This window comes from Mesorhizobium sp. BH1-1-4 (assembly GCF_020165665.1).
Lineage (GTDB): Bacteria > Pseudomonadota > Alphaproteobacteria > Rhizobiales > Rhizobiaceae > Mesorhizobium.
In genome coordinates this window covers 1-24,725 of sequence record NZ_JAIUIN010000026.1, presented here as the reverse complement: position 1 = coordinate 24,725, position 24,725 = coordinate 1, and the positions used below count along the sequence as shown (strand labels likewise).

29 protein-coding genes and 1 tRNA gene are annotated in these 24,725 nt (G+C 65.4%); 17 read left to right on the top strand and 13 right to left on the bottom strand.

Annotation, left to right across the window (positions count from 1 at the left end):
• The first annotated feature begins 2 nt into the window (after positions 1 to 2).
• Genes LB569_RS27875 through LB569_RS27865 form a run of 3 tightly spaced genes read left to right on the top strand, consistent with a single transcriptional unit; the run spans position 3 to position 2,142 of the window.
• Positions 3 to 635 carry a precorrin-8X methylmutase gene (locus LB569_RS27875; RefSeq protein WP_140701788.1) on the top strand — a complete coding sequence of 211 codons (633 nt, stop codon included), beginning with the start codon at positions 3 to 5 and terminating at the stop codon, positions 633 to 635.
• Positions 632 to 1,381 (top strand): precorrin-2 C(20)-methyltransferase, encoded by a 750-nt coding sequence (locus tag LB569_RS27870; RefSeq protein ID WP_140701789.1) that lies wholly within the window; start codon positions 632 to 634, stop codon positions 1,379 to 1,381. Before LB569_RS27875 ends, LB569_RS27870 begins: the two co-directional genes overlap by 4 nt.
• Entirely contained in the window at positions 1,378 to 2,142 is a 765-nt protein-coding gene (locus LB569_RS27865; protein WP_224694890.1) for a precorrin-3B C(17)-methyltransferase, read from the top strand. Before LB569_RS27870 ends, LB569_RS27865 begins: the two co-directional genes overlap by 4 nt.
• Here the strand turns inward: LB569_RS27865 and LB569_RS27860 are convergent.
• Positions 2,106 to 2,864, bottom strand: a complete 759-nt coding sequence (locus LB569_RS27860; RefSeq protein WP_224694889.1) for a cobalt-precorrin-6A reductase — start codon at positions 2,862 to 2,864, stop codon at positions 2,106 to 2,108. The genes LB569_RS27865 and LB569_RS27860 overlap by 37 nt on opposite strands.
• A gap of 208 nt (positions 2,865 to 3,072) precedes the next feature.
• Here LB569_RS27860 and cbiE point away from each other — a divergent pair, with 208 nt between their 5' ends.
• Genes cbiE through cobT form a run of 7 tightly spaced genes read left to right on the top strand, consistent with a single transcriptional unit; the run spans position 3,073 to position 9,397 of the window.
• Positions 3,073 to 4,299 (top strand): precorrin-6y C5,15-methyltransferase (decarboxylating) subunit CbiE, encoded by a 1,227-nt coding sequence (gene cbiE, locus LB569_RS27855; RefSeq protein WP_224694888.1) that lies wholly within the window; start codon positions 3,073 to 3,075, stop codon positions 4,297 to 4,299.
• Positions 4,296 to 4,682 (top strand): cobalamin biosynthesis protein, encoded by a 387-nt coding sequence (locus LB569_RS27850; RefSeq protein WP_224694916.1) that lies wholly within the window; start codon positions 4,296 to 4,298, stop codon positions 4,680 to 4,682. The genes cbiE and LB569_RS27850 overlap by 4 nt, the downstream gene beginning before the upstream one ends.
• Complete coding sequence (gene cobM, locus LB569_RS27845; RefSeq protein WP_224694887.1) at positions 4,679 to 5,443, top strand: precorrin-4 C(11)-methyltransferase; 765 nt, start codon at positions 4,679 to 4,681, stop codon at positions 5,441 to 5,443. Before LB569_RS27850 ends, cobM begins: the two co-directional genes overlap by 4 nt.
• Entirely contained in the window at positions 5,440 to 6,258 is an 819-nt protein-coding gene (gene cobA / locus LB569_RS27840) for a uroporphyrinogen-III C-methyltransferase (protein ID WP_224694886.1), read from the top strand. The genes cobM and cobA overlap by 4 nt, the downstream gene beginning before the upstream one ends.
• Positions 6,255 to 7,568, top strand: a complete 1,314-nt coding sequence (locus LB569_RS27835; protein WP_224694885.1) for a cobyrinate a,c-diamide synthase — start codon at positions 6,255 to 6,257, stop codon at positions 7,566 to 7,568. Before cobA ends, LB569_RS27835 begins: the two co-directional genes overlap by 4 nt.
• Before the next feature lie 3 nt (positions 7,569 to 7,571).
• Positions 7,572 to 8,348: an adenosylcobinamide-GDP ribazoletransferase gene (gene cobS, locus LB569_RS27830; protein WP_224694884.1), complete on the top strand. Its 777-nt coding sequence runs from the start codon at positions 7,572 to 7,574 to the stop codon at positions 8,346 to 8,348.
• 38 nt (positions 8,349 to 8,386) lie between these two features.
• Positions 8,387 to 9,397 (top strand): nicotinate-nucleotide--dimethylbenzimidazole phosphoribosyltransferase, encoded by a 1,011-nt coding sequence (gene cobT / locus LB569_RS27825; protein ID WP_224694883.1) that lies wholly within the window; start codon positions 8,387 to 8,389, stop codon positions 9,395 to 9,397.
• Between the two features lie 89 nt (positions 9,398 to 9,486).
• Here the strand turns inward: cobT and LB569_RS27820 are convergent, their stop codons facing one another.
• The 3 genes from LB569_RS27820 to LB569_RS27810 all read right to left on the bottom strand — a co-directional run bounded on the left by LB569_RS27820 (position 9,487) and on the right by LB569_RS27810 (position 11,573).
• A complete protein-coding gene (locus LB569_RS27820; protein WP_224694882.1) occupies positions 9,487 to 10,191 on the bottom strand; it encodes an outer membrane protein in 705 nt (234 codons plus the stop codon).
• Positions 10,192 to 10,460: 269 nt separating this feature from the next.
• Positions 10,461 to 10,536 (bottom strand) — tRNA-Lys (locus tag LB569_RS27815).
• Positions 10,537 to 10,664: 128 nt separating this feature from the next.
• Entirely contained in the window at positions 10,665 to 11,573 is a 909-nt protein-coding gene (locus tag LB569_RS27810; protein ID WP_224694881.1) for a PhzF family phenazine biosynthesis protein, read from the bottom strand.
• 101 nt (positions 11,574 to 11,674) lie between these two features.
• Here LB569_RS27810 and LB569_RS27805 point away from each other — a divergent pair, with 101 nt between their 5' ends.
• The 4 genes from LB569_RS27805 (at position 11,675) to LB569_RS27790 (ending at position 15,237) form a co-directional block, all read left to right on the top strand.
• Positions 11,675 to 12,961, top strand: a complete 1,287-nt coding sequence (locus LB569_RS27805) for an efflux RND transporter periplasmic adaptor subunit (RefSeq protein WP_224694880.1) — start codon at positions 11,675 to 11,677, stop codon at positions 12,959 to 12,961.
• 4 nt (positions 12,962 to 12,965) lie between these two features.
• Positions 12,966 to 13,673 (top strand): ABC transporter ATP-binding protein, encoded by a 708-nt coding sequence (locus LB569_RS27800; protein ID WP_140701800.1) that lies wholly within the window; start codon positions 12,966 to 12,968, stop codon positions 13,671 to 13,673.
• Positions 13,674 to 13,676: 3 nt separating this feature from the next.
• A complete protein-coding gene (locus LB569_RS27795; RefSeq protein WP_140701801.1) occupies positions 13,677 to 14,894 on the top strand; it encodes an ABC transporter permease in 1,218 nt (405 codons plus the stop codon).
• 112 nt (positions 14,895 to 15,006) lie between these two features.
• The gene (locus LB569_RS27790) at positions 15,007 to 15,237 is read left to right on the top strand and encodes a hypothetical protein (protein WP_224540098.1); all 231 of its coding nucleotides are present in this window, start codon (positions 15,007 to 15,009) and stop codon (positions 15,235 to 15,237) included.
• A gap of 11 nt (positions 15,238 to 15,248) precedes the next feature.
• Here LB569_RS27790 and LB569_RS27785 read toward each other — a convergent pair whose 3' ends face one another.
• The 4 genes from LB569_RS27785 to LB569_RS27770 form a co-directional block, all read right to left on the bottom strand.
• Complete coding sequence (locus LB569_RS27785) at positions 15,249 to 15,674, bottom strand: type II toxin-antitoxin system VapC family toxin (RefSeq protein ID WP_224694879.1); 426 nt, start codon at positions 15,672 to 15,674, stop codon at positions 15,249 to 15,251.
• Positions 15,671 to 15,925: a FitA-like ribbon-helix-helix domain-containing protein gene (locus tag LB569_RS27780; protein WP_224540095.1), complete on the bottom strand. Its 255-nt coding sequence runs from the start codon at positions 15,923 to 15,925 to the stop codon at positions 15,671 to 15,673. Before LB569_RS27780 ends, LB569_RS27785 begins: the two co-directional genes overlap by 4 nt.
• Positions 15,926 to 16,034: 109 nt before the next feature.
• The gene (locus LB569_RS27775) at positions 16,035 to 16,751 is read right to left on the bottom strand and encodes a hypothetical protein (protein WP_224694878.1); all 717 of its coding nucleotides are present in this window, start codon (positions 16,749 to 16,751) and stop codon (positions 16,035 to 16,037) included.
• Between the two features lie 33 nt (positions 16,752 to 16,784).
• Positions 16,785 to 17,897: an endonuclease/exonuclease/phosphatase family protein gene (locus tag LB569_RS27770; RefSeq protein WP_224694877.1), complete on the bottom strand. Its 1,113-nt coding sequence runs from the start codon at positions 17,895 to 17,897 to the stop codon at positions 16,785 to 16,787.
• A gap of 187 nt (positions 17,898 to 18,084) precedes the next feature.
• Here LB569_RS27770 and LB569_RS27765 point away from each other — a divergent pair, with 187 nt between their 5' ends.
• Positions 18,085 to 18,675 (top strand): BA14K family protein, encoded by a 591-nt coding sequence (locus tag LB569_RS27765; RefSeq protein WP_224694876.1) that lies wholly within the window; start codon positions 18,085 to 18,087, stop codon positions 18,673 to 18,675.
• A 176-nt stretch (positions 18,676 to 18,851) separates the two neighbouring features.
• Here LB569_RS27765 and ilvC read toward each other — a convergent pair whose 3' ends face one another.
• The 3 genes from ilvC to LB569_RS27750 all read right to left on the bottom strand — a co-directional run bounded on the left by ilvC (position 18,852) and on the right by LB569_RS27750 (position 21,158).
• Positions 18,852 to 19,871, bottom strand: coding sequence for a ketol-acid reductoisomerase (gene ilvC, locus LB569_RS27760; protein ID WP_013531065.1), 1,020 nt, complete (start codon positions 19,869 to 19,871; stop codon positions 18,852 to 18,854).
• Positions 19,872 to 19,895: 24 nt separating this feature from the next.
• Complete coding sequence (locus LB569_RS27755; protein ID WP_224694875.1) at positions 19,896 to 20,549, bottom strand: TetR/AcrR family transcriptional regulator; 654 nt, start codon at positions 20,547 to 20,549, stop codon at positions 19,896 to 19,898.
• Positions 20,550 to 20,699: 150 nt separating this feature from the next.
• Positions 20,700 to 21,158: a MarR family winged helix-turn-helix transcriptional regulator gene (locus tag LB569_RS27750; RefSeq protein WP_224694874.1), complete on the bottom strand. Its 459-nt coding sequence runs from the start codon at positions 21,156 to 21,158 to the stop codon at positions 20,700 to 20,702.
• Positions 21,159 to 21,259: 101 nt separating this feature from the next.
• Here LB569_RS27750 and LB569_RS27745 point away from each other — a divergent pair, with 101 nt between their 5' ends.
• Positions 21,260 to 21,997 carry a glutathione S-transferase family protein gene (locus LB569_RS27745; protein ID WP_140701808.1) on the top strand — a complete coding sequence of 246 codons (738 nt, stop codon included), beginning with the start codon at positions 21,260 to 21,262 and terminating at the stop codon, positions 21,995 to 21,997.
• On the opposite strand, the gene LB569_RS27740 is transcribed toward LB569_RS27745, so the two are convergent.
• Together LB569_RS27740 and LB569_RS27735 are read right to left on the bottom strand one after the other, a co-directional pair.
• Positions 21,945 to 23,129, bottom strand: coding sequence for an FAD-dependent oxidoreductase (locus tag LB569_RS27740; protein WP_263579815.1), 1,185 nt, complete (start codon positions 23,127 to 23,129; stop codon positions 21,945 to 21,947). The genes LB569_RS27745 and LB569_RS27740 overlap by 53 nt on opposite strands.
• Positions 23,130 to 23,247: 118 nt before the next feature.
• Entirely contained in the window at positions 23,248 to 23,619 is a 372-nt protein-coding gene (locus tag LB569_RS27735) for a winged helix-turn-helix transcriptional regulator (RefSeq protein ID WP_411910228.1), read from the bottom strand.
• A gap of 185 nt (positions 23,620 to 23,804) precedes the next feature.
• Between LB569_RS27735 and LB569_RS27730 the strand changes: the two genes are divergently transcribed.
• Positions 23,805 to 24,695 carry an SDR family oxidoreductase gene (locus LB569_RS27730; protein ID WP_224694872.1) on the top strand — a complete coding sequence of 297 codons (891 nt, stop codon included), beginning with the start codon at positions 23,805 to 23,807 and terminating at the stop codon, positions 24,693 to 24,695.
• Positions 24,696 to 24,725 lie beyond the last annotated feature (30 nt).

The window sequence follows — 24,725 nt, the reverse complement described above, 5'->3', positions numbered from 1 at the left end:
GCATGGCCGCCTACGACTACATCCATGACGGCAACGCGATCTACGAGCGCTCCTTCGCCATCATCCGCGCCGAGGCCGATCTCTCGCGCTTCTCGGAGGCCGAGGCCGATGTCGCCATCCGCATGATCCATGCCTGCGGCCAGGTCGAAGCCGCCAGGAATTTTGTCTTCTCCCCCGATTTCGTCGTCGCCGCGCGCAAAGCGCTTGCCGACGGCGCGCCGATCTTCTGCGACGCGGAAATGGTCTCCCATGGCGTCACCCGCGCCCGCCTGCCGGCCGGCAATGAGGTGATCTGCACCTTGCGCGACCAGCGCACGCACGACATCGCGAGCGAGATCGGCAACACCCGCTCCGCCGCCGCGATCGACCTGTGGGGCGAGCGCATGGCCGGTTCGGTCGTCGCGATCGGCAATGCGCCGACCGCGCTCTTCTACCTCCTGGAGAAGCTGCGCGATGGCGCGCCCAAGCCGGCGGCCATCATCGGCATGCCGGTCGGTTTTGTCGGCGCCGCCGAATCCAAGGATGCGCTGGCCGAGAATTCCTACGGCGTGCCCTACGCCATCGTGCGCGGCAGGCTCGGCGGCAGCGCCATGACCGCCGCCGCGCTCAATTCGCTGGCGAGGCCCGGCCTGTGAACGCGCTTCCCAAAGGCCGCCTCGTCGGTGTCGGTACCGGTCCCGGCGATCCAGAATTGTTGACGCTGAAGGCCGCGCGCGTCCTAGCCGAGGCCGATGTCGTGGCCTATTTCGCCAAGCGCGGCAACAACAGCAACGCGCGCGCCATCGTCGAGGCGCGCTTCCGGCCCGACATGCTGGAACTGCCGCTGCTCTATCCCGTGACTACCGAGATCGACAAGGATCACGACGACTACCGCTCGCAGATCGCGGGTTTCTACGAGGAGTCGGCCAAGAGAGTCGCCGAGCACCTCGACGCCGGCAAAATGGTGGCCGTCCTGTCCGAGGGCGATCCACTGTTCTACGGCTCCTACATGCATCTGCATGTGCGCCTCTCCCATCGCTTTCCGACCGAGGTCATCCCCGGTATCACCGCCATGTCCGGCTGCTGGTCGCAGACCGGGGTGCCGATCGTCCAGGGCGACGACGTGCTGACCGTTCTGCCGGGCACGATGAGCGAGTTCGAGCTGACCCGGCGCCTCGCCGACACCGATGCCGCCGTCATCATGAAGGTCGGCCGCAATCTGCCCAAGATCAGGCGCGCGCTGGAGGCGACCGGCAAGCTGACGCGCGCCGTCTATGTCGAACGCGGCACCATGGCCGGCAGCGTTTCGATGCGGCTCGCCGACAAGCCGGATGACAAGGCGCCCTATTTCGCCATCGTGCTGGTCGCCGGCTGGTCCGGCAAGCCGGGAGCGCAGGCATGAGCGGCCGTCTTACCGTCATCGGCCTCGGCCCCGGCAATGCCGACCAGGTCACGCCGCAAGCCAGCCGCGCTGTCGCCGAGGCGAAATTCTTCTACGGCTACAAGCCTTATCTCGACCGGCTTGACCTGCGCCCCGACCAGACCCGCGTCGCCTCCGACAACCGCGAGGAGCTCGCCCGCTCCAAGGACGCCTTGGTCAAGGCCGCCGAGGGCCACGATGTCGCCGTGGTGTCCGGCGGCGATCCCGGCGTCTTCGCCATGGCCGCCGCCGTCTGCGAGGCGATCGAGGCCGGTCCGGCCGAATGGCGCGCGGTCGATGTCACCGTCGTGCCGGGAGTCACCGCCATGCTGGCGGTCGCCGCCCGCATCGGCGCGCCGCTCGGCCACGACTTCTGCGCCATTTCGCTGTCCGACAATCTGAAGCCCTGGGATCTGATCGAGCTGCGTCTGCTGGCGGCGGCCGGCGCCGGCTTCGTTATCGCGCTCTACAACCCGATCAGCAAGGCGCGTCCCTGGCAGCTTGGCCGCGCCTTCGAATGCCTGTCCGCCATCCTGCCCGGCACGACGCCGGTGATCTTTGGCCGCGCCGCCGGCCGCCCGGACGAGCGCATCGAGGTGTTCCTGCTGGCCGACGTCGACGCCGAAAAGGCCGACATGGCGACCTGCATCATCATCGGTTCGCCGGAAACCCGCATCATCAAGCGCGGCGACAAGCCGGCGCTGGTCTACACGCCGCGCTCGGCGTCGGGCTCCACAAAATGACACACCATCGCGGCCAACGCTTCGACGGTTTCAGCCGAAGGCACCTCCGGCAAATCAGGCCTGCGCACCATGACAACCTCGATGCCGAGCGCCCTCGCCGCGGCAATCTTGCCGTATGTCGCCGCGCCGCCGCTGTTCTTCGACACCACGACGTCTATGTGATGCTTTTCGAGCAACATGCGCTCATCGGTCTCACCAAACGGTCCGCGCGCCAGCAGATAGTCGGCGTCGGGCACACCCAGCTTCGGCTCGACCGGATCGACGCTGCGGATGAGATAATGGTGCTGGGGCGCTGCCTCGAAGGCGGCGACCTCCTGGCGGCCAAGCGCCAGAAACACACGGCGCGGCACATCGCCAAGCGCCCGCGCCGCGTCGGCGACACTGTCAACCTCGAGCCAGCCGTCGCCTTCAACGGCGTCCCACCCCGGGCGCCGCAAGGCAAGGATCGGCACGCTGGTTTTGCGCGCGGCAATTGCCGCATTGGCGGAGATTCGCGCCGCGTAGGGATGCGTGGCATCGATCAGCAGCCCCGTGTCCGTTTCACGGAGATAAGCGGCCAGGCCATCGGCGCCGCCAAATCCTCCACTTCGCACGGGCACGCCTTGCGCCACGGGGCTTTCGGTGCGGCCGGCCAGCGAAAGCGTGACGAGGAAGTCCTCCACCAGTTTTCCCGCCAATTGGCGGGCTTCTGTTGTGCCGCCGAGGATCAGAATCTTCTTCATGGGCACCATGTCAAACGTCGTCGGCGCTGCCCCTCACCCTTACCCTCTCCCCGTGAAGAACGGGGAGAGGGAGGCGTCAGCGCCGGAGCTTCTCCCTTCTCCCCGTCACTATACGGGAAGGTGAGGAGTGGTCTGCGTAGCAGACGAAAAGTCAATTGCTTGACTTTACGAACGACGAACGCCTCAGGCGGATGAGGGGCGGCGCGACATGTCAAAAAATCAGCCAACGCCAAAATGGCTCACGATCGTCGGCATCGGCGAGGATGGTTTAGCGGGTCTCGGCGACGAGGCCAAGCGGCGGATCGCCGACGCCGAGTTCATCTTCGGCGGCAAGCGGCATCTGGCGCTGGTTGCTTCCTTCGCCAAGGGCAAGCCGCGCCCCTGGCCGATTCCGTTCGACGCCGGGATGGCCGATGTCCTGGCGCTGGCCGGCAGGAACGTCTGCGTGCTCGCTTCCGGGGATCCGTTCTTCCACGGGGTCGGCGCCACCCTCGCCCGCAAGGTCCAGCCACGGGAAATGCATGTCATGCCGGCGCCGTCGGCCATTTCGCTGGCCGCCGCGCGGCTCGGCTGGGCGCTGCAGGATATCGAGACCATCTCGCTGCATGGCCACCCGATCGACCTGATTCGCCCGCTGCTGCAGCCCAACGCGCGCATTCTGGCGCTAACATCGGATGGCGACGCACCAGCTGCAATTGCCCGCCTGCTCACCGCACTCGACTTCGGCGCGTCGCGACTGACGGTGCTGGAGGCGCTGGGCGGGCCGAAGGAAACATTGCGCGCAGCGCGTGCCGATGCCTTCGATCTGGAAAACATCAACCCGCTCAATGTGCTGGCCATCGAGCTTGATTCAAATCCGCAGGCGCGCATCCTGCCTTTGACGTCAGGGCGCGCCGACCATCTATTCGAACATGACGGTCAGATCACCAAACGCGAAATCCGCGCCGTCACTCTGTCGGCGCTGGCGCCGAGGCGCGGCGAATTGCTGTGGGATATCGGCGCCGGCTCAGGCTCCATCGGCATCGAATGGATGCTCGCCCACTCTTCGCTGCGCACCATCGCCATCGAGGCCGACACGGCCCGCGCCGCCCGCATCGGCCACAACGCCCTTGCCTGCGGTGTTCCTGGACTGGTCGTTATCGAAGGCACCGCCCCCAAGGCATTGGCCGGGCTGGAGACGCCGGATGCGATCTTCATCGGCGGCGGCGGCAGCGACGCCGGCGTCTTGAACGCCGCCATCAAGGCGCTGCGCAGCGGCGGCCGTCTTGTCGCCAATGCGGTGACGCTGGAGATGGAAGCCCTGCTTCTCGCCCAGCACACCAAGCGCGGCGGCGATCTTATCCGGATAAACATCTCCCGCGCCTCGCCGGTCGGCTCGATGCAGGCGTGGCGGCCGGCCATGCCGGTCACGCAATGGAGCTGGGTGAAACCATGATGGTCGCGGGGATCGGCAGCCGAAAGGGCGTGAGCGTCGAGGATGTGCTCGCGGCGATCGAAACCGCGCTCGAAGCGCATGGGCTGGCAATGACGGCTCTTTCTTCCCTGGCCACCGCGGCGCTCAAGAAGGATGAAGACGCGATCGCCGCCGCCGGCCGCGCGCTGAACCTGCCCGTCATCATCGTCGATGACGAAGCTCTCAAGGCAGCCTCGCCACAAACGCTCAGCAGCTCCAGCCTCTCGTGGGACCTGGCCGGCACACCATCGGTTTCCGAAGCCGCCGCCCTTGCCGTTGCCGGCAAAGGCGCCAGCCTGCTTGGTCCGCGCACGGTGCTCGGCGCGGTCACCTGCGCCATCGCCATCAGCGGAGACGCGTCATGACTGTCCATTTCATCGGCGCTGGTCCAGGTGCCGCCGACCTCATCACGCTGCGTGGCGCCAGGCTCCTGGCAAGCTGCCCGGTCTGCCTCCATGCCGGCTCCATCGTCGCGCCCGAATTGCTGCAACACTGCGCCCCGGGCACCAAACTCATCGACACGGCGCCGATGTCGCTCGACGAGATCGAGGCTGCCTATCTCGATGCCCACAAGGCCGGCCATGACGTTGCCCGTCTGCATTCCGGCGACCTGTCGGTGTGGAGCGCTGTCGCCGAGCAGATCCGCCGGCTGGAAAAGCATGGCATCCCCTACACGCTGACGCCGGGCGTGCCTTCCTTCGCCGCCGCAGCCGCCGCGCTTCGCCGCGAGCTGACCATTCCCGAAGTCGCGCAGAGCCTGGTGCTGACCCGCGTCTCCGGCCGCGCTTCGAAAATGCCGCCTGGCGAAACGCTGGCCGGTTTCGGCCGCACCGGCGCCACGCTGGCCATTCATCTGGCAATCCACGCCATCGACCGCGTCGTCGCCGAACTGACGCCGCATTATGGCGGCGATTGCCCGGTCGCCATCGTCTTTCGCGCCTCCTGGCCTGATGAGCGCGTGCTCACCGGCACGTTGGAGACCATCGAGGCACAGCTCGCCGCCGATCCGATGGAGCGTACGGCGCTCATTTTTGTCGGCCGTTCGCTGGCGGCGGAAGGCTTTGGCGAGAGTTCATTGTACGACGCCCATTATCAGCGGCGTTTTCGCGGACGGGACGGATTGTGAGCGGCAGCACTGGAAATAACGGCGAAAACGCCACGCTCGAACAGGCGCTCGCGCGGCTGAACTTCAAGCCGCGTCCGCTTGAGCCGGGCCATGTCTGGCTGGCCGGCGCCGGCCCCGGCGATCCCGGCTGCCTGACCCTGGAGGTGCTGGCGGCACTGGCCGAAGCGGACGCACTGGTCTACGACGCGCTGGTTTCGCCAGATGTGGTCGCGGTTGCCGGAAACGCCGAGCTTTTCTTTGCGGGAAAACGCGGCGGCCAGCCCTCGATGAAGCAGGACGATATCACCGCTCTGCTGGTGCGGCTGGCGCGTGACGGCCGGCGTGTCGTACGCCTGAAAGGCGGCGATCCCTATATTTTCGGCCGTGGCGGCGAAGAGGCGCTGGCGCTGGCGCGCGAAAATATCCCATTTCGTGTGCTGCCCGGCCTGACCTCGGGCCTCAGCGCGCTGGCCGCCACCGGCATCCCGGCCACCATGCGCGGCATCAACAAGGCTGTCATCCTGGCGACCGGCCACGCCGCCGGCACCGATGACGACATCGATTGGGCGGCGATCGCCCGCACCGGCCAGCCGGTCGTCGTCTATATGGGCATGGCCAACCTGCCTGTCATAGCGGCCGCCCTGCTCGATGGCGGCCTCGCGCCATCGACGCCGGCGGCGGTGATCGTCGCCGCGACGACGCCGCGGGAACGGACCGTCGTCGCCACGCTCGCCACCATTGCCGAGGCAGCGGCGGCGGCCGGGCTCGCCTCGCCGGCATTGATCGTCGTCGGCGGCATCGTCGCCATGCGCGCGGCACTGGCGGGCGGAGCATGACGGCGCGCGCGATCATCATCGGTGCGCCACGCTCCGGCTCGGGCAAGACCAGCGTCACCATCGGCATTCTGCGCGCGCTGACCCGGCGCGGCCTGAAGGTGCGCGGCGCCAAATCCGGCCCCGACTATATCGACCCCGGCTTCCACACCGCCGCCACAGGTCTGTCCGGCGTCAACCTCGACAGCTGGGCGATGTCGCCTTCCCTGCTCAACGCGCTGGCCGCGCAAGCCACCGACGATACCGACTTCGTTATCCTCGAAAGCGCCATGGGCCTGTTCGACGGCATCCCGGCCGCGCCGGGGCGAACCGGGTCGGCGGCCGACCTCGCCCGACTCTACGGCCTGCCGGTGCTGCTGGTGCTCGACGTGTCGGGCCAATCGACCACGGCCGCGGCCGTCGCCAAGGGCTTTGCCACTTACGACCCGGATGTGCGCATGGCCGGTGTCGTGCTCAACCGCCTGGGCAGCGAGCGCCACCGTCGGCTCTCCGGCGACGCCATCGAGGCGATCGGACTGCCCGTCGTCGGCGCCATCCTGCGCGACCCGACGCTCAATTTGCCCGAGCGCCATCTCGGCCTCGTCCAGGCCGGCGAATATGATGATCTGATGGCGCATCTCGACCGGCTGGCCGACATGGCGGAGAAGTCGCTCGACCTCGACGCGGTCATGGCGCTGGCAACACCCTTCATCCCGGCAATTGGCGACTTCGACGACGCGCTGCGGCCGCCCGGCCAGCGCATCGCGCTGGCCGAGGATGCAGCCTTCACTTTCCTCTATCCGCATGTTGCGGCGTCCTGGCGCAAGGCCGGCGCGGAAATCGTGCCGTTCTCGCCGCTCGCCGACGAAGCGCCCGACGAGGAGTGCGATGTCTGCTGGCTGCCGGGCGGCTATCCTGAGCTGCATGCCGGCAAACTTGCCGCCGCCACGAATTTCCATGCCGGCATGACGCGGTTCGCCGCGACAAAACCCGTCCATGGCGAGTGCGGTGGCTTCATGGTGCTCGGTGAAGCACTGGAGGACGCCGAAGGCACGACGCACAAAATGCTTGGCCTGCTCGGTCATTCCACCAGCTTCGCCAAACGCAAGATGAATCTCGGCTACCGTGAGGCGCGGCTGCGCGCCGATTGCCCGCTGGGCGCTCAGGGCGCGCTGATCCGGGGCCACGAGTTCCACTATGCGCAGATGACGGCGACCGGCAATGACGAGCCGCTGGCCGACCTCGCCGATGGCCAGGGCAATCCGCTCGGCGCTTCCGGTTACCGGCGCGGCCATGTCAGCGGCACCTTCTTCCACGCGATTGCACGGGCCTAAACCATGAAGCTCCCAAGAATCGCGCTGTCGCCTCGGCAAATCCTCGATGACATCGCCCTCTGCCTGGTCTTCTTCACCCGCCTGCCGCTGCCCGTCTTCGATTTTCGCGGCCGCAACCTCGCCGCCGCGATCTGGGCCGCACCCATTGCCGGCCTCGTCGTCGGCCTGATCGGCGCGATCGTCTTTGCCACGGCGGAGCGGTTTGGCCTTGCCATGGGACCGGCGGCCGCCCTTGCCCTTGTGGCAACCGTGCTCGCCACGGGCTGCCTGCACGAGGATGGACTGTCTGACGTCGCCGATGGCTTCGGCGGCGGCAAGTCGCGCGGACGCAAGCTCGAGATCATGCGCGACAGCCGCATCGGTGCCTATGGCGCCATGGCGCTGTCCCTGTCGCTGCTGCTCCGCTGGAGCGCGCTGTCGCAAGTGGTCGAACCCACGCAGGCTCTGTTTGCTCTCGTGGCCGCGCATGCGGCTTCGCGCGGCGTGCTCGGCGCCTTCATGCATCTTCTGCCCCCGGCGCGATCCGACGGTCTGTCGGCCGGCGCCGGCACGGTATCGCTCGAAACGGCCATAGCCGGCGGCGTGCTCGGCGCGATCCCGCTTCTCTTGCTTGGCCCCGGCGGCGCCATCGCCGCGCTGATCCTGCTCGGCCTGCTGTTTGCCGCCTTCCATGCCCTTTGCCTCAACCAGATCGACGGCCAGACCGGCGATACGGTTGGCGCCTTGCAGCAGGTGAGCGAAATCGCGGTGCTTCTCGTCGCTTCCGTTGCGCTTTCCTGATCCGTTCGCCTTGATTCCTTTTCGGAGACCTTGCCCCCATGCCCTTCAATTCCCTCGATGAACTGCGCGCCGCCTGCCTCGACCTGCCCGCAGGCAGCGATACGGCTGCCAATGCGGTCGCCCGCCGCCAGGACACGCTGACCAAGCCGCAAGGCAGCCTCGGCAAACTCGAATCGATCGCCGCGTGGCTGGCGCGCTGGCAGGGCCGCGACATGCCCAGGCTCGACCGGGTGAAAGTCTTCGTCTTCGCCGGCAATCACGGCGTCACCGCGCAAGGCGTGTCGGCCTACCCTTCGGAAGTCACCGTGCAGATGGTGGCGAATTTTGCTGGCGGCGGTGCCGCCATCAACCAACTCGCCCGCATCGCCGGCGCCGAACTCGACGTCATCCCGCTCGATCTCGACCAACCCACGGGCGACTTCACGCAGACATCGGCGATGGACGAGAAAGTCTTTCTCGCCGCCGTCTCGGCCGGCTATGACGCCGTGACTGATGATCTCGACCTCGTTTGTTTCGGCGAAATGGGCATCGGCAACACCACGCCGGCCGCCGCCATTTCGGCTGCCTTGTTCGGCGGTGGCGCCGAAAAATGGACCGGGCGCGGCACCGGCGTCGATGATGCCGGCCTGAAACGCAAGGTGGTCGCCATCGAGGCCGGCCTCAAGCGCCATGCCGCCGTCCTTGCCGATCCGCTGGCGGTCGCCGCCAGCCTCGGCGGACGCGAACTCGCCGCCATCTTTGGCGCCACGCTCGCCGCACGGCATCTCGGCATACCCGTGCTGCTCGACGGCTTCGTCTGCACCGCAGCCGCCGCCCCCCTGGCGAAACTGCACCCGACCGGCCTTGCCCACACCATCGCCGCGCACGTCTCGGCCGAATCGGGCCATCGCGGCCTGCTCGAAGCGCTCGCCCTGCCGCCGCTGCTCGATCTCGGCATGCGGCTCGGCGAAGGCTCCGGCGCTTGCCTCGCCGTCAACATCGTGCGCTCGGCGCTGGAATGCCATGCGAAGATGGCGAGCTTTGCCGAGGCAGGCGTTTCGGAGAAATAAGCGCTCGCAGGGGCGTGGTGAGCCCCGGGCCATTCACACAACAAAAAAGCCTCGCCGAAGCGAGGCCTTGCAAGAGATACGGTCCGAAATCAGAATTTGTAGCTAAGTCCAACACGGACATCGTTGGTAGAAAGATCAACTCTGGCAGCCTGCGTCGTGAAGATGAACGGCGTAGATTGCGATTGACGGCCATAGTCGGAGTAGCGGTATTCGACGCGCGCAATCAAATTGTCGGTCACGGCATATTCAAGTCCGGCACCTGCCGTCCAACCAACCATGGTATCGCTGATCTCGCTTGGAGGAGAACCTAGAAAAGGGGAAAGACTGGTTCCGGCGGAATATTTACCGATCGCCAGACCGCCGGTTACAAATGGCAAGAAACGATCGAATGCGTAGCCTGCACGCAGGCGTGCCGATCCGAACCATTTCAAATCACTGCTTGCGAAGGCAGGGGGAGGAAACCCAGAAAACGTATTGTCCGCCTTGGCGCTGGCGAAATTGGCATCCGCTTCAACGCCTATGACATAGTTACCATCGAACTGGTAGTTATAGCCAACGTATGCGCCCCCAAAGGCGCCTTTAGGATTGAGTGAGGCGCTAGTGTAGGGGGGGCCAGCCGGAGACCCCGCGCTGTCGTAAGTTGAACTTCCCCAAACGTACCCCGCCTCCGCACCTACATAGACGCCGGTCCAGTCATAAGCCACAGGCTCGGTCGGTTGGGGGGAGAGGTCCGCCGCCAAAGCGGGGGTGGCAATCACCAACGAGGCAAGAAGGGCAAGTTTGAGTGCGCGCATCCTGATCCCCGGGAGCAAAGCGATGAGTCAGGCTTAGCTTGGTTTTCCAACAAACCATGTAACCCGTCTGCCACAAATTGAGAAAATTGTTCTTCTTGGTCCGGCTTGCGCCCCCATGCCCAACGGCAGCGCTGACACGGTCGCGAACCGGTTCCGATTAGCTTGTAGCAGTCGGCGGCCAATCCAGGCTCGTGCCACCATCGACGCATACCAAAGACGCGTCAACGCGTCTCTGGTACCAAGGTCTTCCACCAATTTTCTTGAAAATTTGGTGGGTGCGCACAGGATTGAACTGTGGACCCGCTGATTAAGAGTCAGCTGCTCTACCAACTGAGCTACGCACCCACTCGGCCGGCAAAAACCGGCGTTGGCGGGCATATAGCCGCCGATGCCGGTCCTGTCCAGCCCTGCTGGAATCATTTCCCGACAAATCGCATCAAGCCTTGTCGTGCCGGCAAAAAATGCAGCGGCGATCAGACGAAAAGCTTGCCTTCCGCCACCTTGATCGCATTGCCGCCAATGCGCGCGGAGGCCAGTTTTCCGCCTTGCACGGTCAGTTCGAGGCGGATGCGCGATGGCCGGCCCATCTCCAGCCCCTGCTCTATCCACAATTGCGAAATCCCGTCCGTCGGCGCGTCGAAATGCATGATGGCGCCGGCGAAGGCCGCCGCCGCCGAACCGGTCGCCGGATCTTCATAGGACGGCGTGCCGGGCACGATCATGCGGACATGAAACGCGCTTTCGTGGTTCACCGTATCGCGGCAATAGACGTAAGGGCTGGCGAAGGCCCATTCGCTCTTGCGCGGCGCCAGTTCCGACCACGCCTGGTTGTCCAGCCGGATCCGGGCCGCCGCCTCCAGATTGGCGACCGGAATGGTCACATAGGGCACGCCGGCCGACCAGAACGCGACACGGTGATTCTCGAAGCCGATCTCGTGCGGCGCCAGGCCGAGTGCCGCGCCGATCGACACCGGATCGGCTTGGAGCTCAAGCGGTTCCGGCAATTTCGCCAGGTCGAATTCAGCGAAGGTGGCGCCATCGTGCTGGCTTACGGCGCAGCGCACCGGACCGATGTTTTCTTCCAGCACGAAGATACCGGCGCCGCCCTCGCCGGCCAGTTCCGCCAGCGCGATCGCCGAGCCGACGGTCGGATGCCCGGCGAACGGCATTTCGTAATCCGGCGTGAAGATGCGGATGCGGTTTTTATGCTTGGGATTGTCCGGCGGCAGCACGAAGACCGATTCGGACAGGTTGAACTCGCGTGCGATGGATTGCATCGCGGCGGTGTCCAGACCTTTGCAATCCAACACCACGGCCAGCGGATTGCCGGCCAGTCGCTCGGTCGTAAACACATCGTAAAGCAAGTAATTCCGGGTTTGCATTCCTGCCTCAATCCCAACATGGGCGAAATTTAATTTGATATTCGAACCATCAAGCCTGATCTGTGCACAGATAGGGACATTGCGCATCATAGGGGTCTGGCGTGGACCAGATTGTCAATCCGCCAAAGACGGAATCGGATTCCGCCATCGAGACGGCGCTCGGTCTCGACCAGACCGGCCGGCGCAAGACGCGTCGGCGCGGCTGGCTCTATGCGTTGCTGACCCTCATCGTGCTTGCCGCCGGCCTCGGCCTGTATCAGTGGTATGCGGGCACGCCGGCCAGGATTGAGTACACGACGGTACCGGCCGCCAGGGCCGACCTCACCGTCCAGGTGTCGGCGACGGGCACGCTGCAGCCCCTGACCCAGGTCGACATATCGAGCGAACTGTCCGGCATCATCCGCTCGGTCTCCGCCGAGGAGAACCAGCAGGTCAAGAAGGGCGACGTGCTGGCCACACTCGATACGGTGAAACTCGAGGTCCAGATCGAACGCGCCGAGGCATCCGCCAAGGGCGCCGCTGCCAATGTCGAAGACGCCACGGTGACGCTGGCCGAGAACGAGAGCGCGCTGCTACGCGCGGCGGCCTTGACAAAACGCGGCATGGCCACCGACCAGTCGCTCGAGGCGGCAACCGCCACGCGCGACCGCTCCAAGGCGGCGCTCGACAGTGCGCGGGCCAATCTCGCCATCGCCCAGGCCGACCTCAAGGCGCAGCGGACCGACCTTGCCAAGAGCACGATCTACGCGCCGATCGATGGCATCGTGCTGACGCGCTCCGTCGACCCCGGCCAGACGGTCGCCTCCTCGCTGCAGGCGCCGGTTCTGTTCGTCATTGCCGCCGATCTCAGGAACATGGAGCTGGTGGCGGCGGTCGACGAAGCCGATATCGGCGCGGTCAAGTCGGGCCAGCATGCCCGCTTCACCGTCGACGCTTTCCCTGACCGGCCCTTCGATGCCGAGATCCGCGACATTTCCTATGCCTCGGTCACGACGGATGGCGTCGTCACCTACAATGCGCGGCTCGAGGTCGACAACAACGAGCTTCTGCTGCGGCCCGGCATGACTGCCACCGTTTCGGTGGTCACGCGGGAGGCCAAGGGCGTGCTCACCGTGCCCTCTTCCGCGTTCCGCTATCGCCCGGCGCAGCAGGCGGCGCGCGGCTGGAGTTTCAGCGACCTGTTCACCGGCCGCATGGGGCGCGGCAACCGCCAGCGCCAGCCCGCGAAGGCGCCGACCGATGGTTCCCGCACGCTCTATGTGCTGGAGAACGGGCGGCCGCGTCCCGTCAACGTCAAGATCGGCTCCACCGACGGCGAGCTGACCGAGATCACCTCCGGCCTGGACGAAGGCGCGCAGGTGATCACGGCCTCGCAGTCGCGGAGCTGACGCCATGGCCGCCGGTGCAGCCCTCATCACCTTCGACAAGGTCTGGAAGAGCTACGGCCAGGGCGAAGCCAAGGTGCATGCGCTGGCCGGCGTCGACCTTGCTATCCGGCGCGGCGAATTCGTCGCCATCATGGGTCCGTCGGGCTCCGGCAAGTCGACGGCCATGAACATCATCGGTTGCCTCGACACGCCGACCGCCGGAACCTATTCCTTTATGGGCGTCGATGCCGGCCGGCTCGACCGCAACCGCCGCGCCATGCTGCGCAATCTCTATGTCGGCTTCGTCTTCCAGGGCTACAATCTCCTGGCCCGCACCACGGCGGCCGAAAATGTCGAACTGCCGCTGATCTATCGCGGCGTTCCCGCCCGCGAGCGGCGCGACCTTGCCATGCAGGCGCTGGCCGAGGTCGGCCTCGTCGGCCGCGAGCACCACACGCCGGCTGAACTGTCGGGCGGCCAGCAGCAGCGCGTGGCGATCGCACGCGCCATCGTCACCAGGCCGACCCTGCTCGTCGCCGATGAGCCGACCGGCAATCTCGACACCGCGCGCACGCACGAGATCATGGAGCTGCTGACCCGGCTGAACAGAGAGCTTGGCCTGACCATCACCATGGTCACGCACGAGGCCGATGTCGCCGAATACGCCGAGCGCACCATCCGCTTCCTCGACGGCCATGTCGCCTCCGATTCCATGAACGTGGAAGTGGCATAGACTATGATCTGGGAAACCGTCCGCCTCTCGCTGCGCTCGATCCGCCGCAACGTGCTGCGCTCGTTCCTGACGCTGCTCGGCATCGTCATCGGCGTCGCCGCCGTCATTGCCATGCTCACCATCGGCTCCGGCACCACGCAGAAGGTTAAGGCCGACATCTCCAAGCTCGGCAGCAATCTGCTGGTCGTGCGCGCCGGACGGCCGGCCGGTCCCGGCGGCCCGGGCGGGCTCGACCAGGCGGTGCGGCCGCTCGCCGAAAAGGACCTGGCGGCGCTGGTCGCGCATCTCACCGGCGCGCGCGCCATCTCGCCGGCCGCGCAGAAGCAGGTCCGCGTCATTTTCGGCACCGAGAGCCTGACCTCGGGCGTCACCGGCACCGACAGCGCTTATCTCGACGCGCGCGACTGGAAGCTGGTGTCCGGCCGCCCGTTCAGCGATTCCGAGACCCGCTCGGGCACCGGCGTGTGCCTGATCGGCGAGACGGTGCGCCAGCAGTTCTTCGGCGCCGGCGATCCCGAGGGCGAAATCATCCGCGTCAACCGCACCTCCTGCAGGATCATCGGCCTGCTCGAACCGAAGGGCTATACCGGTTTCGGCCAGGACCAGGACAATGTCGTGCTGATGCCGCTCGCCGCCTATCAGCGCCGCATTGCCGGCAACCGCGACATCGACAACATCTACATCGCCGCCGACGACCGCACGCCGACCACCGAATTGCAGCCGCGTGTCGAAGACATCCTGCGCGATGCCAGGCGCATCACCCCCGATCGCGAGAGCGATTTCGGCATCCGCGACATGACCCAGATCGCCGACGCCATGGCCAGCGCCACCACCACCATGACCGGCATGCTGGGCGCGGTCGCCGGCGTCAGCCTGCTGGTCGGCGGCATCGGCATCATGAACATCATGCTGGTCTCGGTCACCGAGCGCACGCGCGAGATCGGCATCAGGCTCGCCATCGGCGCGCATGAAAAGCACATCCTCATCCAGTTCCTGGTCGAGGCGACCGTGCTGTCGCTGCTCGGCGGCATCATCGGCATCCTGCTCGGCCTGGGGCTGGCCGGCCTCGCCTCGGCGACGCTGACCATACCGTTCGCGCCGAGCCCGGCCGTGATCCTGCTCGCGGTCGGCTTTTCCGCGCTGATCGGCATGGTGTTCGGCTTCTTCCCGGCGCTACGCGGCGCCAGGCTCGACCCGATCGACGCGTTGCGGCACGAATAGAGAGCTGCGCGCAGCGGCTTTCCCCAACCTTGAACGCCTGCCCGCATCGGCAACACTGTCGCCCTGCGACCGGCGATGCTAAGGCAAGACATCTCCGGGCGAGGAACAATGCATGAGCAAGAAGGCGCGAGTGATCCTGGTGATGGTGATCGTCGAGGCCGCGCTCGCCGGCATCTGGCTATGGCTCGCCCGCTACGGCATGGCCAATCCCGATCGTGTCACAGCGGATTTCCAGGCGGTCGTCGGCCAGACCATGGGAATGGCCATGGGCGGCCTGCTGGGCATTGGCCTCATCCTGTTCCTTGCCGCCGCGCGCAATGACCGCAAGGGCAAGATCTCATAGGGGCATGGCAGCTAAAGCGCGGCGTCCCACGGATTGACGGTACTCAACCCGGCGGCCGCGAACGGACTTGTATCGCGGGTGGCGACCGTGAAACCGTGTGCCGCGGCCGTGGCGGCGATGTAGCCGTCCGCGTTGCCGATCGCCTTGCCCGCTGCCCTCGCCCGCACCATGAGCTTGGCGTAAGCCTGCGAAGCGTCGAAGTCGAGAGGCAGGATGCGGTCCGCAAACAGCGGCAGCGCGTCCCGCTCCAGACGGTCATGCAGGATCGTGCGCCGCCTGCCGACGGGCATCGCCGCGATACCGAAACGCAGTTCGGCCAAGGTGACGGTCGAGAGATACAGGGTTTCGAGCGCCTGGGCGTCGAGCCACGCGATGACGCGGGGATCTGGCGCAGGTTTCCACGGTTCGGAAATGACATTGGTATCGATGAGGATCATTCGAACCGCACCGGCTCGCCCGGTGTTTTGTCGCGGAGCTGCTGCAAGTCATCGACATCTTCTTGCGTCAATCCGGCCTCGCGGCCGATGGCTGCAAGCAGCGAGCCGAGTTCGACCCGATTGGCTGGCCGCACGGCCGTCTCCAGGATCTCACGCATCTCGGCTTCAGTGCTGCGGCCGTGCCGCGCTGCCCGCACCTTCAGGGCGCGGAGGGTTTCCTCCGGCAAATTGCGGATAGTGACGGCGCTCAATGATAGCAATCCACTTAAAGTGACATCGGTGATAGCATTTTATCAATTTTGATATCAAACCGCAATCTCTCGGCGCTTCTCCGTAAGGCGCGCGCAAGGGGACTACAATTTAGACCCCGTTCGCGAAATGCCACTCGACCAGCGGCTTCATGTGTGGCGCCAGCCCCTCCGGCAGGTCGCCGGCATGGCGGATGATCACCGGCCCCTCGATCTCCGGGTCGGCTTCGGTGGCGACGAAGGCCGAGATCCGGCGCGCGATCTCGTCGGCCGGCTCGTCGACATGATAGCGGCGGAAGATGACGGTGCCGCTTGCCGTCGACAGGGCGTGCCAGCGCACACCGCGCCTGGCATCCGACAGGTCGAGGCCGGTTTCCTCGCGCACCTCGCGGATCATGTTGAAATCGACATCGACCAGCCCGTCGCGGAAATCGATCGGTTCGAACGAGCCGGCGGCGAAATAGACGCTGCCGGCACCCACTGTGTGTCGTCCCATGCGGATCGCCACCAGAGCGTTGTCCCCGGCCACCAGCATGGCGTGGCCATAGGCGTGCTCGGCGCCGGAATTCTCGCGCCGCTTGCGCCACAGCATGAAGGTCGAGTAGTTGACGGCATGGCAGCGGCCGATGAGGCGGCGGTCGCGATAGGCAAGTTCCGAAAGCAGCACCACAATGCCGTCGAACAGCGCCGGTTTGGCGGCGATCTCGCTCTGCCAGTTCGCGGCAATCGCCTCGGCATTCTCCAGTGCGAACGGGTGCGGGCCGGGGTCGAGACGGACGTCGATAGCGTCGACGGGCAGGATGACATTGCGCGGAAGATCAAAGCTCATGTCGGCTCCGCCCATCAGGCCCCATAATGCCCATCAGGCCATGTCCAGCGTGATCGCCACCGGGCAATGATCCGAGGCCTTGGGCCGGTCCCAGCCGGCGCGCGGGAAGCGCTCGACTTCCTGGCCGGCGGGAAAGATCGTGCGCCAGGGCTGGCCGTTGCGGATGATGTCGGGAACCGCCGTGGTGTTCTTCGCCGCCAGTCCCTTCGAGAGCAGGATGTAGTCGAGCTGGCACAGATGCCGCTCTTCCGGTCCGCGTGTGTGATAGAAGGTCCAGCGGTTCATCTCCGGCCGCCGCTCGACGACGTTTTCGCAAAAACCGCCCGCCGTCAGCACATTGATGCAGGACAGGTTCTCGTCGACCACCTCGAAACGGTAACCGTCGACCTCGTCGCCGGCGATCTTCACGCGCTGGCGGTAATCGTTCATGTCGCCGCAGATCGCCCAGCGCTTGTCGGCCGCGTGCTCGGCACCGAAACGCTCCTCGATGATGCGCCGCACGGCCTGCGCCTCGGCGACGCGCACCGGCATTGTCGCTTCGCGTCCGTCGAGCCCGTTGCGGGGCGAACCCATCGACTTGAAGTGCACGAGATAAAGCGTCATCGGCGCGCCGCCCACCTTAATGTCGACCTCCAGGCAGTCGCGCCGGAAGATGCGTTCATTGGCCTGGTTGCCGAGGGCCGCCAGCTCCGGCGTATGCAAGCCGAACTGCTCGTAGGTGACATAGGCATGGCTGGTCATGCGCACGAATTCGATCGGCTGTCCCTGCGCGGTTTCGTTGCGCATCATCACGGCGACATCGATGCCGCGCGAATCATTGCCCGACGTGGTGTATTTCTGCCGGTAGCCCTGCCCCACCATCTTGAACAGGTAGCCGTACTCGAACGCCTTCAGGGCCTCGATATTGTCGACCTCCTGCATGCAGATGATGTCGGCGCGGGTGGCGGCGATGGCCAGCGCCGTCAGTTGGCGCGTGTCGTCGGACTGGGCGATGGCGCGCGCCTGTTCCAGCATCCTGTATTCGGCCTCGCTCTGGATATCGAACAGCGCCAGCGTCCGGTCCTCGTTGAGTTGGTTGCGATAGCCGGAAAAATCGAACCTGTTCATCAGGTTTTCGACATTGAAGGTGGCAAGGCGCAGCGACATGCGCTGACCTTTGCCTGCAAGAGCGCCAGAAGACAAGATCGCAGAACCACAAGCAGGGATCGATTGGTCCTGGCGGGTTCGCGCCATGGTTGACGGAACCTTTCCGTTCATCCGCCGTTCAGACGCAAAGGTCCACAGTATGCCCATTCCAGGGTAGGCGTGGGGCCTGTAACTCTTGGAGAGTGCAATGAATTCGCTCTTTTCTTCCACTATCAAATCCGGGCTTCTGGCGCTCGGTATCGTCTCCGGCATCACGGCGCCATCCGCCGCTGGTCCGATCCTGCAGCCGGATGTGTCGATCCCGGCCAGTACCGTCGCGCCGACCATAACCCCGGTCCGCGACAGCTGGGCCGGCGGCAACAACAATGGCGGCGATTGGAGATGGCGCCGGTCCGGCAACTGGAACGGCCGCCACTGGAATGGCGGGGACAACTGGAACGGCCGTCGCCACTGGAACGGTGGCGGCAACTGGAGCCGTGGCGATGACTGGCGCTGGCGCCATGGCCGCCATCACTATCGTGGCGGACGCTACTACGATGATGGCGCCGCCGCGGTGCTCGGTCTTGGCCTGGGGCTCGGCCTCGGCAGCATGTACAACAACGGCTACTATAACGACGGCTACTATGCGCCGGCGCCGCGCCGTCACTACCGCGCCGGTCGGCTGTCGAACGCGCACGTGCAATGGTGCTACAACCGCTACCGGTCGTACCGCGCCTACGACAACACGTTCCAGCCCTATAACGGCCCGCGCCAGCAGTGCTATTCGCCCTATAGCTGAGCTGCCCGCGGCTGATGCCGGAAATGAAAACGGCGCCACGTGGCGCCGTTTTCTATTAATCGCGAAACGTGGATCGGCTCAGTTCTTGGCCTTGTCGACCAGCTTGTTCTTGGAGATCCCCCGCGCGCCCACAGGGCGAAGCCCGAGGACGCGCAAAGCAAGAAACGTGGATCGGCTCAGTTCTTGGCCTTGTCGACCAGCTTGTTCTTGGAGATCCACGGCATCATGGCGCGCAGCTTGGCGCCGACTTCCTCGATCTGGTGGCTGTCATTGTTGCGGCGGATGCCCTTGAAGCGCGACATGCCGGCGCGGTATTCCTGCATCCACTCCGAGGTGAATTTTCCCGTCTGGATGTCCTTCAGCACGCGCTTCATCTCGGCCTTGGTCTCGGCGGTGATGATGCGCGGACCCGAGACATACTCGCCCCACTCGGCGGTGTTCGAGATCGAGTAGTTCATGTTGGCGATGCCGCCTTCATAGATCAGGTCGACGATCAGCTTCACTTCATGCAGGCACTCGAAATAGGCCATTTCCGGCGCGTAGCCGGCTTCCACCAGGGTCTCGAAGCCGGCGCGGATCAGTTCGACCAGGCCGCCGCACAGCACGACCTGCTCGCCGAACAGGTCGGTCTCGCATTCCTCGCGGAAATTGGTCTCGATGATGCCCGAACGACCGCCGCCGACGCCGCAGGCGTAGGAGAGAGCGAGGTCGAGCGCATTGCCCGAGGCGTCCTGGTTGACGGCGACCAGGCACGGCACGCCGCCGCCCTTCTGGTATTCGCCGCGAACCGTGTGGCCCGGGCCCTTCGGCGCGATCATGACGACGTCGACGGTCGACTTCGGCTCGATCAGGCCGAAATGAACGTTGAGACCATGCGCGAAGGCAATCGCGGCGCCGTCACGGATGTTCGGCGCGATTTCATTCTTGTAGATGTCGGCCTGCAATTCGTCCGGCGTCGCCATCATCATCAGGTCGGCCCATTTGGCGGCGTCGGCGACGCTCATCACCTTGAGCCCGTCGGCCTCGACCTTCTTGGCGGTCGCCGAGCCGGCCTTGAGGCCGATGGCAATCTCCTTGGCGCCGGAATCCTTGAGGTTGAGCGCATGCGCCCTTCCCTGGCTGCCGTAGCCGATGATGGCGACCTTCTTGCCCTTGATCAGATTGAGATCGGCATCACGATCGTAATAAACGCGCATTTTACTTCCTTCCCGTTTTTTAGATCAGAGGCCTTGCGGCCCGGTTTTTGCTCCGAAAAGAGCGAGAAACTGCTGCGTCGCGCGGGTGGCATCGCCGCCGATCGCCGCCTCAGTCAATTCCAGCCTGTCGCCGAGCAGCAGACGTATCTGCACATCGCGGCCAACCAGCCCGAAAAAGGTACGGAACGCCGTCTCGGCATCCCCGAATTCAAGCAGCCCGGCCTGCCGGCCGGCTTCAAGCACCGGCTTCAGCCGCTTGGCCAGTGCAAAGCGCCCATTCTCCAGCACGACGGCGCCGAGATTGTCCTTGCCTGAACCCGCATGGCTTACCGCCACCCGGTTGAGCGCGATCGAGGTGTCGCTGGAGATCACCTTGAGCCAGTCGGAGGCAAAGCGCTCCAGGCTTGCCGTCAGCGAGGCAAGGTCGAGCCCCCTGCCGTCGACCGAAGCCACCCGCACCTTCGACGCCTGCCACTGCACCGTTGCCGTCAACAGCCCGTCACGGCCGCCGAACCATTTGTAGAGCGTTTCCTTGGAACAGCTCGCCCGGCGCGCCACGGCGGTCATGGTCAGATTGTCGCCCTCCTCGACCAGCAGCCGCAGCGCCGCATCCAGAACGGCCTGCTGCCGCTCCGTCAACGCCTCGCTGTTGTCGATGTCGGCCACGCCGTGCAACACGCTCTTCCCTCGGCAGACAAAAGCAGGTCGGCTAAGTCGCCGGCCGTACCGTACGTTACGGTTCGGCTTATTGCGCAATCCAATGATCGGCGCAAGGGCGGAGAAGAAAAATATCTGCTGGCGTCCCGCGCAGCCGCGCAATGCGAATGCTCAGTCCCCGGCAGGCGGATGACGCAGCCGGCCAAGCAGGGCCGACACCATGCTCAGTTCGTCGGGCGAGAGCTTGGCGCCAATCAGTTCGGCGATTGACCGTCCGTAGACCGCCCACATCCGGCGGCGCGTCTCACGTCCCTTGGCGGTGATGCGGATGGTCTGGCCGCGGCCGTCATCAGCCACCGGGAGTTTCTCGACCAGCCCGTCGGCTTCGAGCCGGGCCAACAGCCGCGAGATGTTGTATTGCGCAAACAAGGTGCGCTCGATCAACTGAAACGGCCGCAAACCGCCCTCGCCGGCCTCGGCGAGTTCGTGCAGCACGTCGTACCAGGCGAGCGGCGGCAGACCGCCCTCTTTCAGCGCCTCCTCGGCACGTTCCACCAGTTGGCGCGACACCCGCATCAGGCGGGCCCAGGCCTTGATGGCATCAGGCGCAGGCATGGCTCTCTCTGTCATGACGGCACCATAAGAGATAGATGCAAATGCATCAAGCTTGACGATCGATGCGCATGCATCTACATAGATGCAACTGCATCAATTTATCGAGGAGCAATCCGATGAACCATACCGACACCCTCATTCTCGTCAGCCACCCTCTCTGCCCCTTCGTCCAGCGTGCGGCGATTTCGCTGACCGAGAAAGGCGTGCCGTTCGAGCGCGTCGACATCGACCTCGCCGACAAACCGAACTGGTTCAAGGCGATCTCGCCGCTGGGCAAGGTGCCGCTGCTGCGCGTCCGGCGAAATGGCGACGAGACGGTGATCTTCGAATCCGCGGTCATCCTCGAATTGCTCGAGGAGACACAGGCCAACCCCCTCCACCCCGCCGATGCCTATGCCAGGGCCCGGCACCGTGCCTGGATCGAGTATGGCTCGGCCATCCTCAACGCCATCGGCCGGTTCTATTCAGCGCCGAGCGAGGCCGGCTTCCTCGCCGAGGCCAGCGCGCTGTCGGCGATGTTCGACCGCCTCGAGGCTGAACTCGCCGACGATGCGCCGCGCAGTGGGCCGTGGTTCGCCGGCGACCGCTTTTCGTTCGTTGATGCGGTCTTCGGACCCGTTTTCAAATATCTCGACGCCTTCGACCGGATCGGCGATTTCGGCATCCTGGACGGCAAGCCGCGCGTCCAGGCCTGGCGCAGAGCGTTAGGCGACCGTCCCTCGATCCGGCAAGCCGTGGCGCCGGACTATCCGCAGCGCCTGCATGCGTTCCTGCGCGCCAAGGGCTCTTTTCTATCGAGCCTCATCCGGCAAGCCGATCCGGCCACCGCGCCTCGGCAAGCCCTGCCCGCCTGAAAGGATCGATCGCGGTGCCCGCCACCATCGAGGCAAGGAATTGCGGCGCCGGCGGGATTTTTGCGATGGTCGCCACCAGCCTGTCGCGAATGAAAGGCAGCGCCACGGAATCCGACTGGTAGAAGGGCGTGAACGCCAGCGACAGCGCCTGGAAGGTCCGCACATGCCAGCGCCGCGCCTTGGCATAGGCTTCCAACGCGGCTTCCACGACGTCCGTTCGCGCCAGCGCATGGCTGAGCGCGGCGGCGTCGAGCAGCGCCATGTTGGCGCCCTGGCCGAGCTGCGGACTGGTGGAGTGCGCGGCATCGCCGATCACGGCCAACCGCCGGCCGACCGGAAGCTTCATCGTGTGGTGGCCATAGCGGGCCAGCGAGAGCTGGTCGAAACTGTCGATCTGGCTGGTAAACGCCTCGGCCCGCGGCCACAGCCGCACCACCCTTGCCTTCCAGGCGTCGAGGCCCTGGCCACGCACCGCGTCGACATCATCAGGCTTCAGGCTCCAGAAGAAGGCCGCCATCTTCTGCGCACCCGGTTCCGGCCGGCCGATCGGCAGCACGCCGATCATCACGCTGGCCTTGTCATAGCGCTGCAAAAGCGCGTGCTCGTCAAAACCCTCGCCGCGCCACTTGAGCGACGCCCAGAACGCGCCATAGGGGAGCGGCCTTGGCTCGCCGGGATTGCCGACGCTCCGCCGCAATTTCGAGCGCGCGCCGCTGGCGTCGACGACCAGATCGAACGGCCCTGCCCTTCGCCCATCGCCACGGATCAGCGTTGCCCGTTCACCAGCCTCCAGCGTCTCGATCTCGACTCCGGTCTCGATGGCGATCGCCTCGCGCTGCGCCGCACGAAAAAGCACACCGAACAGGGCCGCCCGATGCACAGCCAGACCGAACCGGCCGCCGCGCTGAGCGTCGTAGCGGACATCGAGCACGGTGCGGCCGCTCGAAGCATCGGCGCCATGCAGCCGGTCGATCCTGCTGCCCAGCGCCATGATGTCGTCGAGCAGGCCGAGATCGGCGAGCACCGTCAGCCCGGTCGGCTGCAGGATCAGCCCCGATCCGACCGGCTTCGGCTCCGCGAAGCGCTCGAAAATGGTGACGCGGTGACCGGCCCGCTTGAGATAGAGCGCCATGGCCAGTCCCGCCGGGCCGGCGCCTGCAATTGCGATATCGTAGGAAATGCCGTTCCCCCAAGCCGAATTGGCCGGACAATCCTTCAGCCGCCTGACGAAATCAAGTCGCGACGGAGCGCTAGCCGCCTGGGTTCAAGCCTGCGGCGTCGAAACCAGCCCGCGCCTCGCGCACAGCGTCGTGGTTGTTTTCAGCCCACTGCAACAGATGCTGCAAAGCGTCGAACATCGAGCGTCCAAGCTCGGTCAGGCTGTATTCGACGCTGGGCGGCTTGGTCGGGAACACTTCGCGGTGCACATAGCCGTCGCGCTGCAGATCATAGAGCGTCTGGGTCAGCATGCGCTGCGAGATATCGGGAACCAGCCGCCGCAGCTCGCCGAAGCGATAGGGCTGCTCAGCCAGGGCCGCCGTCAGCAGCGAACTCCATTTGCCATTGAGTCCCTGGATGACGTCGCGGACCGGGCAATCGGCAATGTTTCCTCCGTCGGTCATCGCTTTGTAGACTTCGAGTCTGGACCTCAGTTTTACGAGCGAGCTGTCCATGGCTGGTTCCCTGCGTGTGCCTACCTCCCGAAAAACTGCCTTCTTTACGGCAGTGGGTCAATTCCTATTTTAGTGCTGGTCTCTTTTTGAGACTATCACCCGAACCGCCCTTCCGGCGCAATGTCAGGATTCCCATGACCGCAACTCTTCTTGTCACCGGCGCGTCCGGCCAGCTCGGCCGCAGCGTCATCAACCATCTGCTGCACACATTCGAGATACCGGCGGCCCGGATCATCGCCACGACGCGCACGCCCGCCAATCTTGCCGACCTGTCGGCGCGCGGCGTCACTGTTCGCCAGGCCGACTTCGACGATCGGGCCTCGCTTGCCAAAGCCTTCGCCGGGGCCGACCGGGCCCTCATCATTTCGACTAACGAACTGGCGATCCAGGGAAAGCGGCGCGAGCAGCAGCTTGCCGCCGTCGCGGCGGCCAGGGAGGCTGGCGTCGGCCACCTGCTTTACACTTCGCTGCCCAACACCGAGCCCGGCTCCGCCGTGCTTTTTGCTCCCGACCACTACGACACAGAGCAAGCCATCAAGGCCAGCGGCATCCCCTACACGATCTTCCGCAACGGCTGGTACGACGAGAATCTGTTCATGGCCATGCCGCAAATCCTCGCCTCGGGTCATTGGTACACATCGGCGGGCGATGGTGCCATTTCCTACGGCGCGCGTGACGATTACGCCGCAGCCATAGCTGCTGGGCTCGCCTCGGACGCCAGCGAGAGCAAGACTTACACGCTGACTGGGCCCAAGGCCTATACATCGGCCGAGGTCGCGGCACTCGTCACCGAGGTCACCGGCAAGCCGATCCAGGTCGTCCAGCTTTCCGATGAAGCACTGACCGAAGGCATGAAGGCAGCCGGGCTTCCCGAGCCGATCGCCAGGCTTCTGGTGTCCTTCGACGCCGCCACACGCGCTGGCGACCTCGGCATGGTGACGGACTCGGTCGCGACACTTTCAGGTCGGAAGTCGACACCGCTGAAGCAGTTCCTGGAAGCCAACAAAGCCGCCCTGGCTGGTTGAGATCGGCGCGGCGGGGGGGGGGGGGGGGGG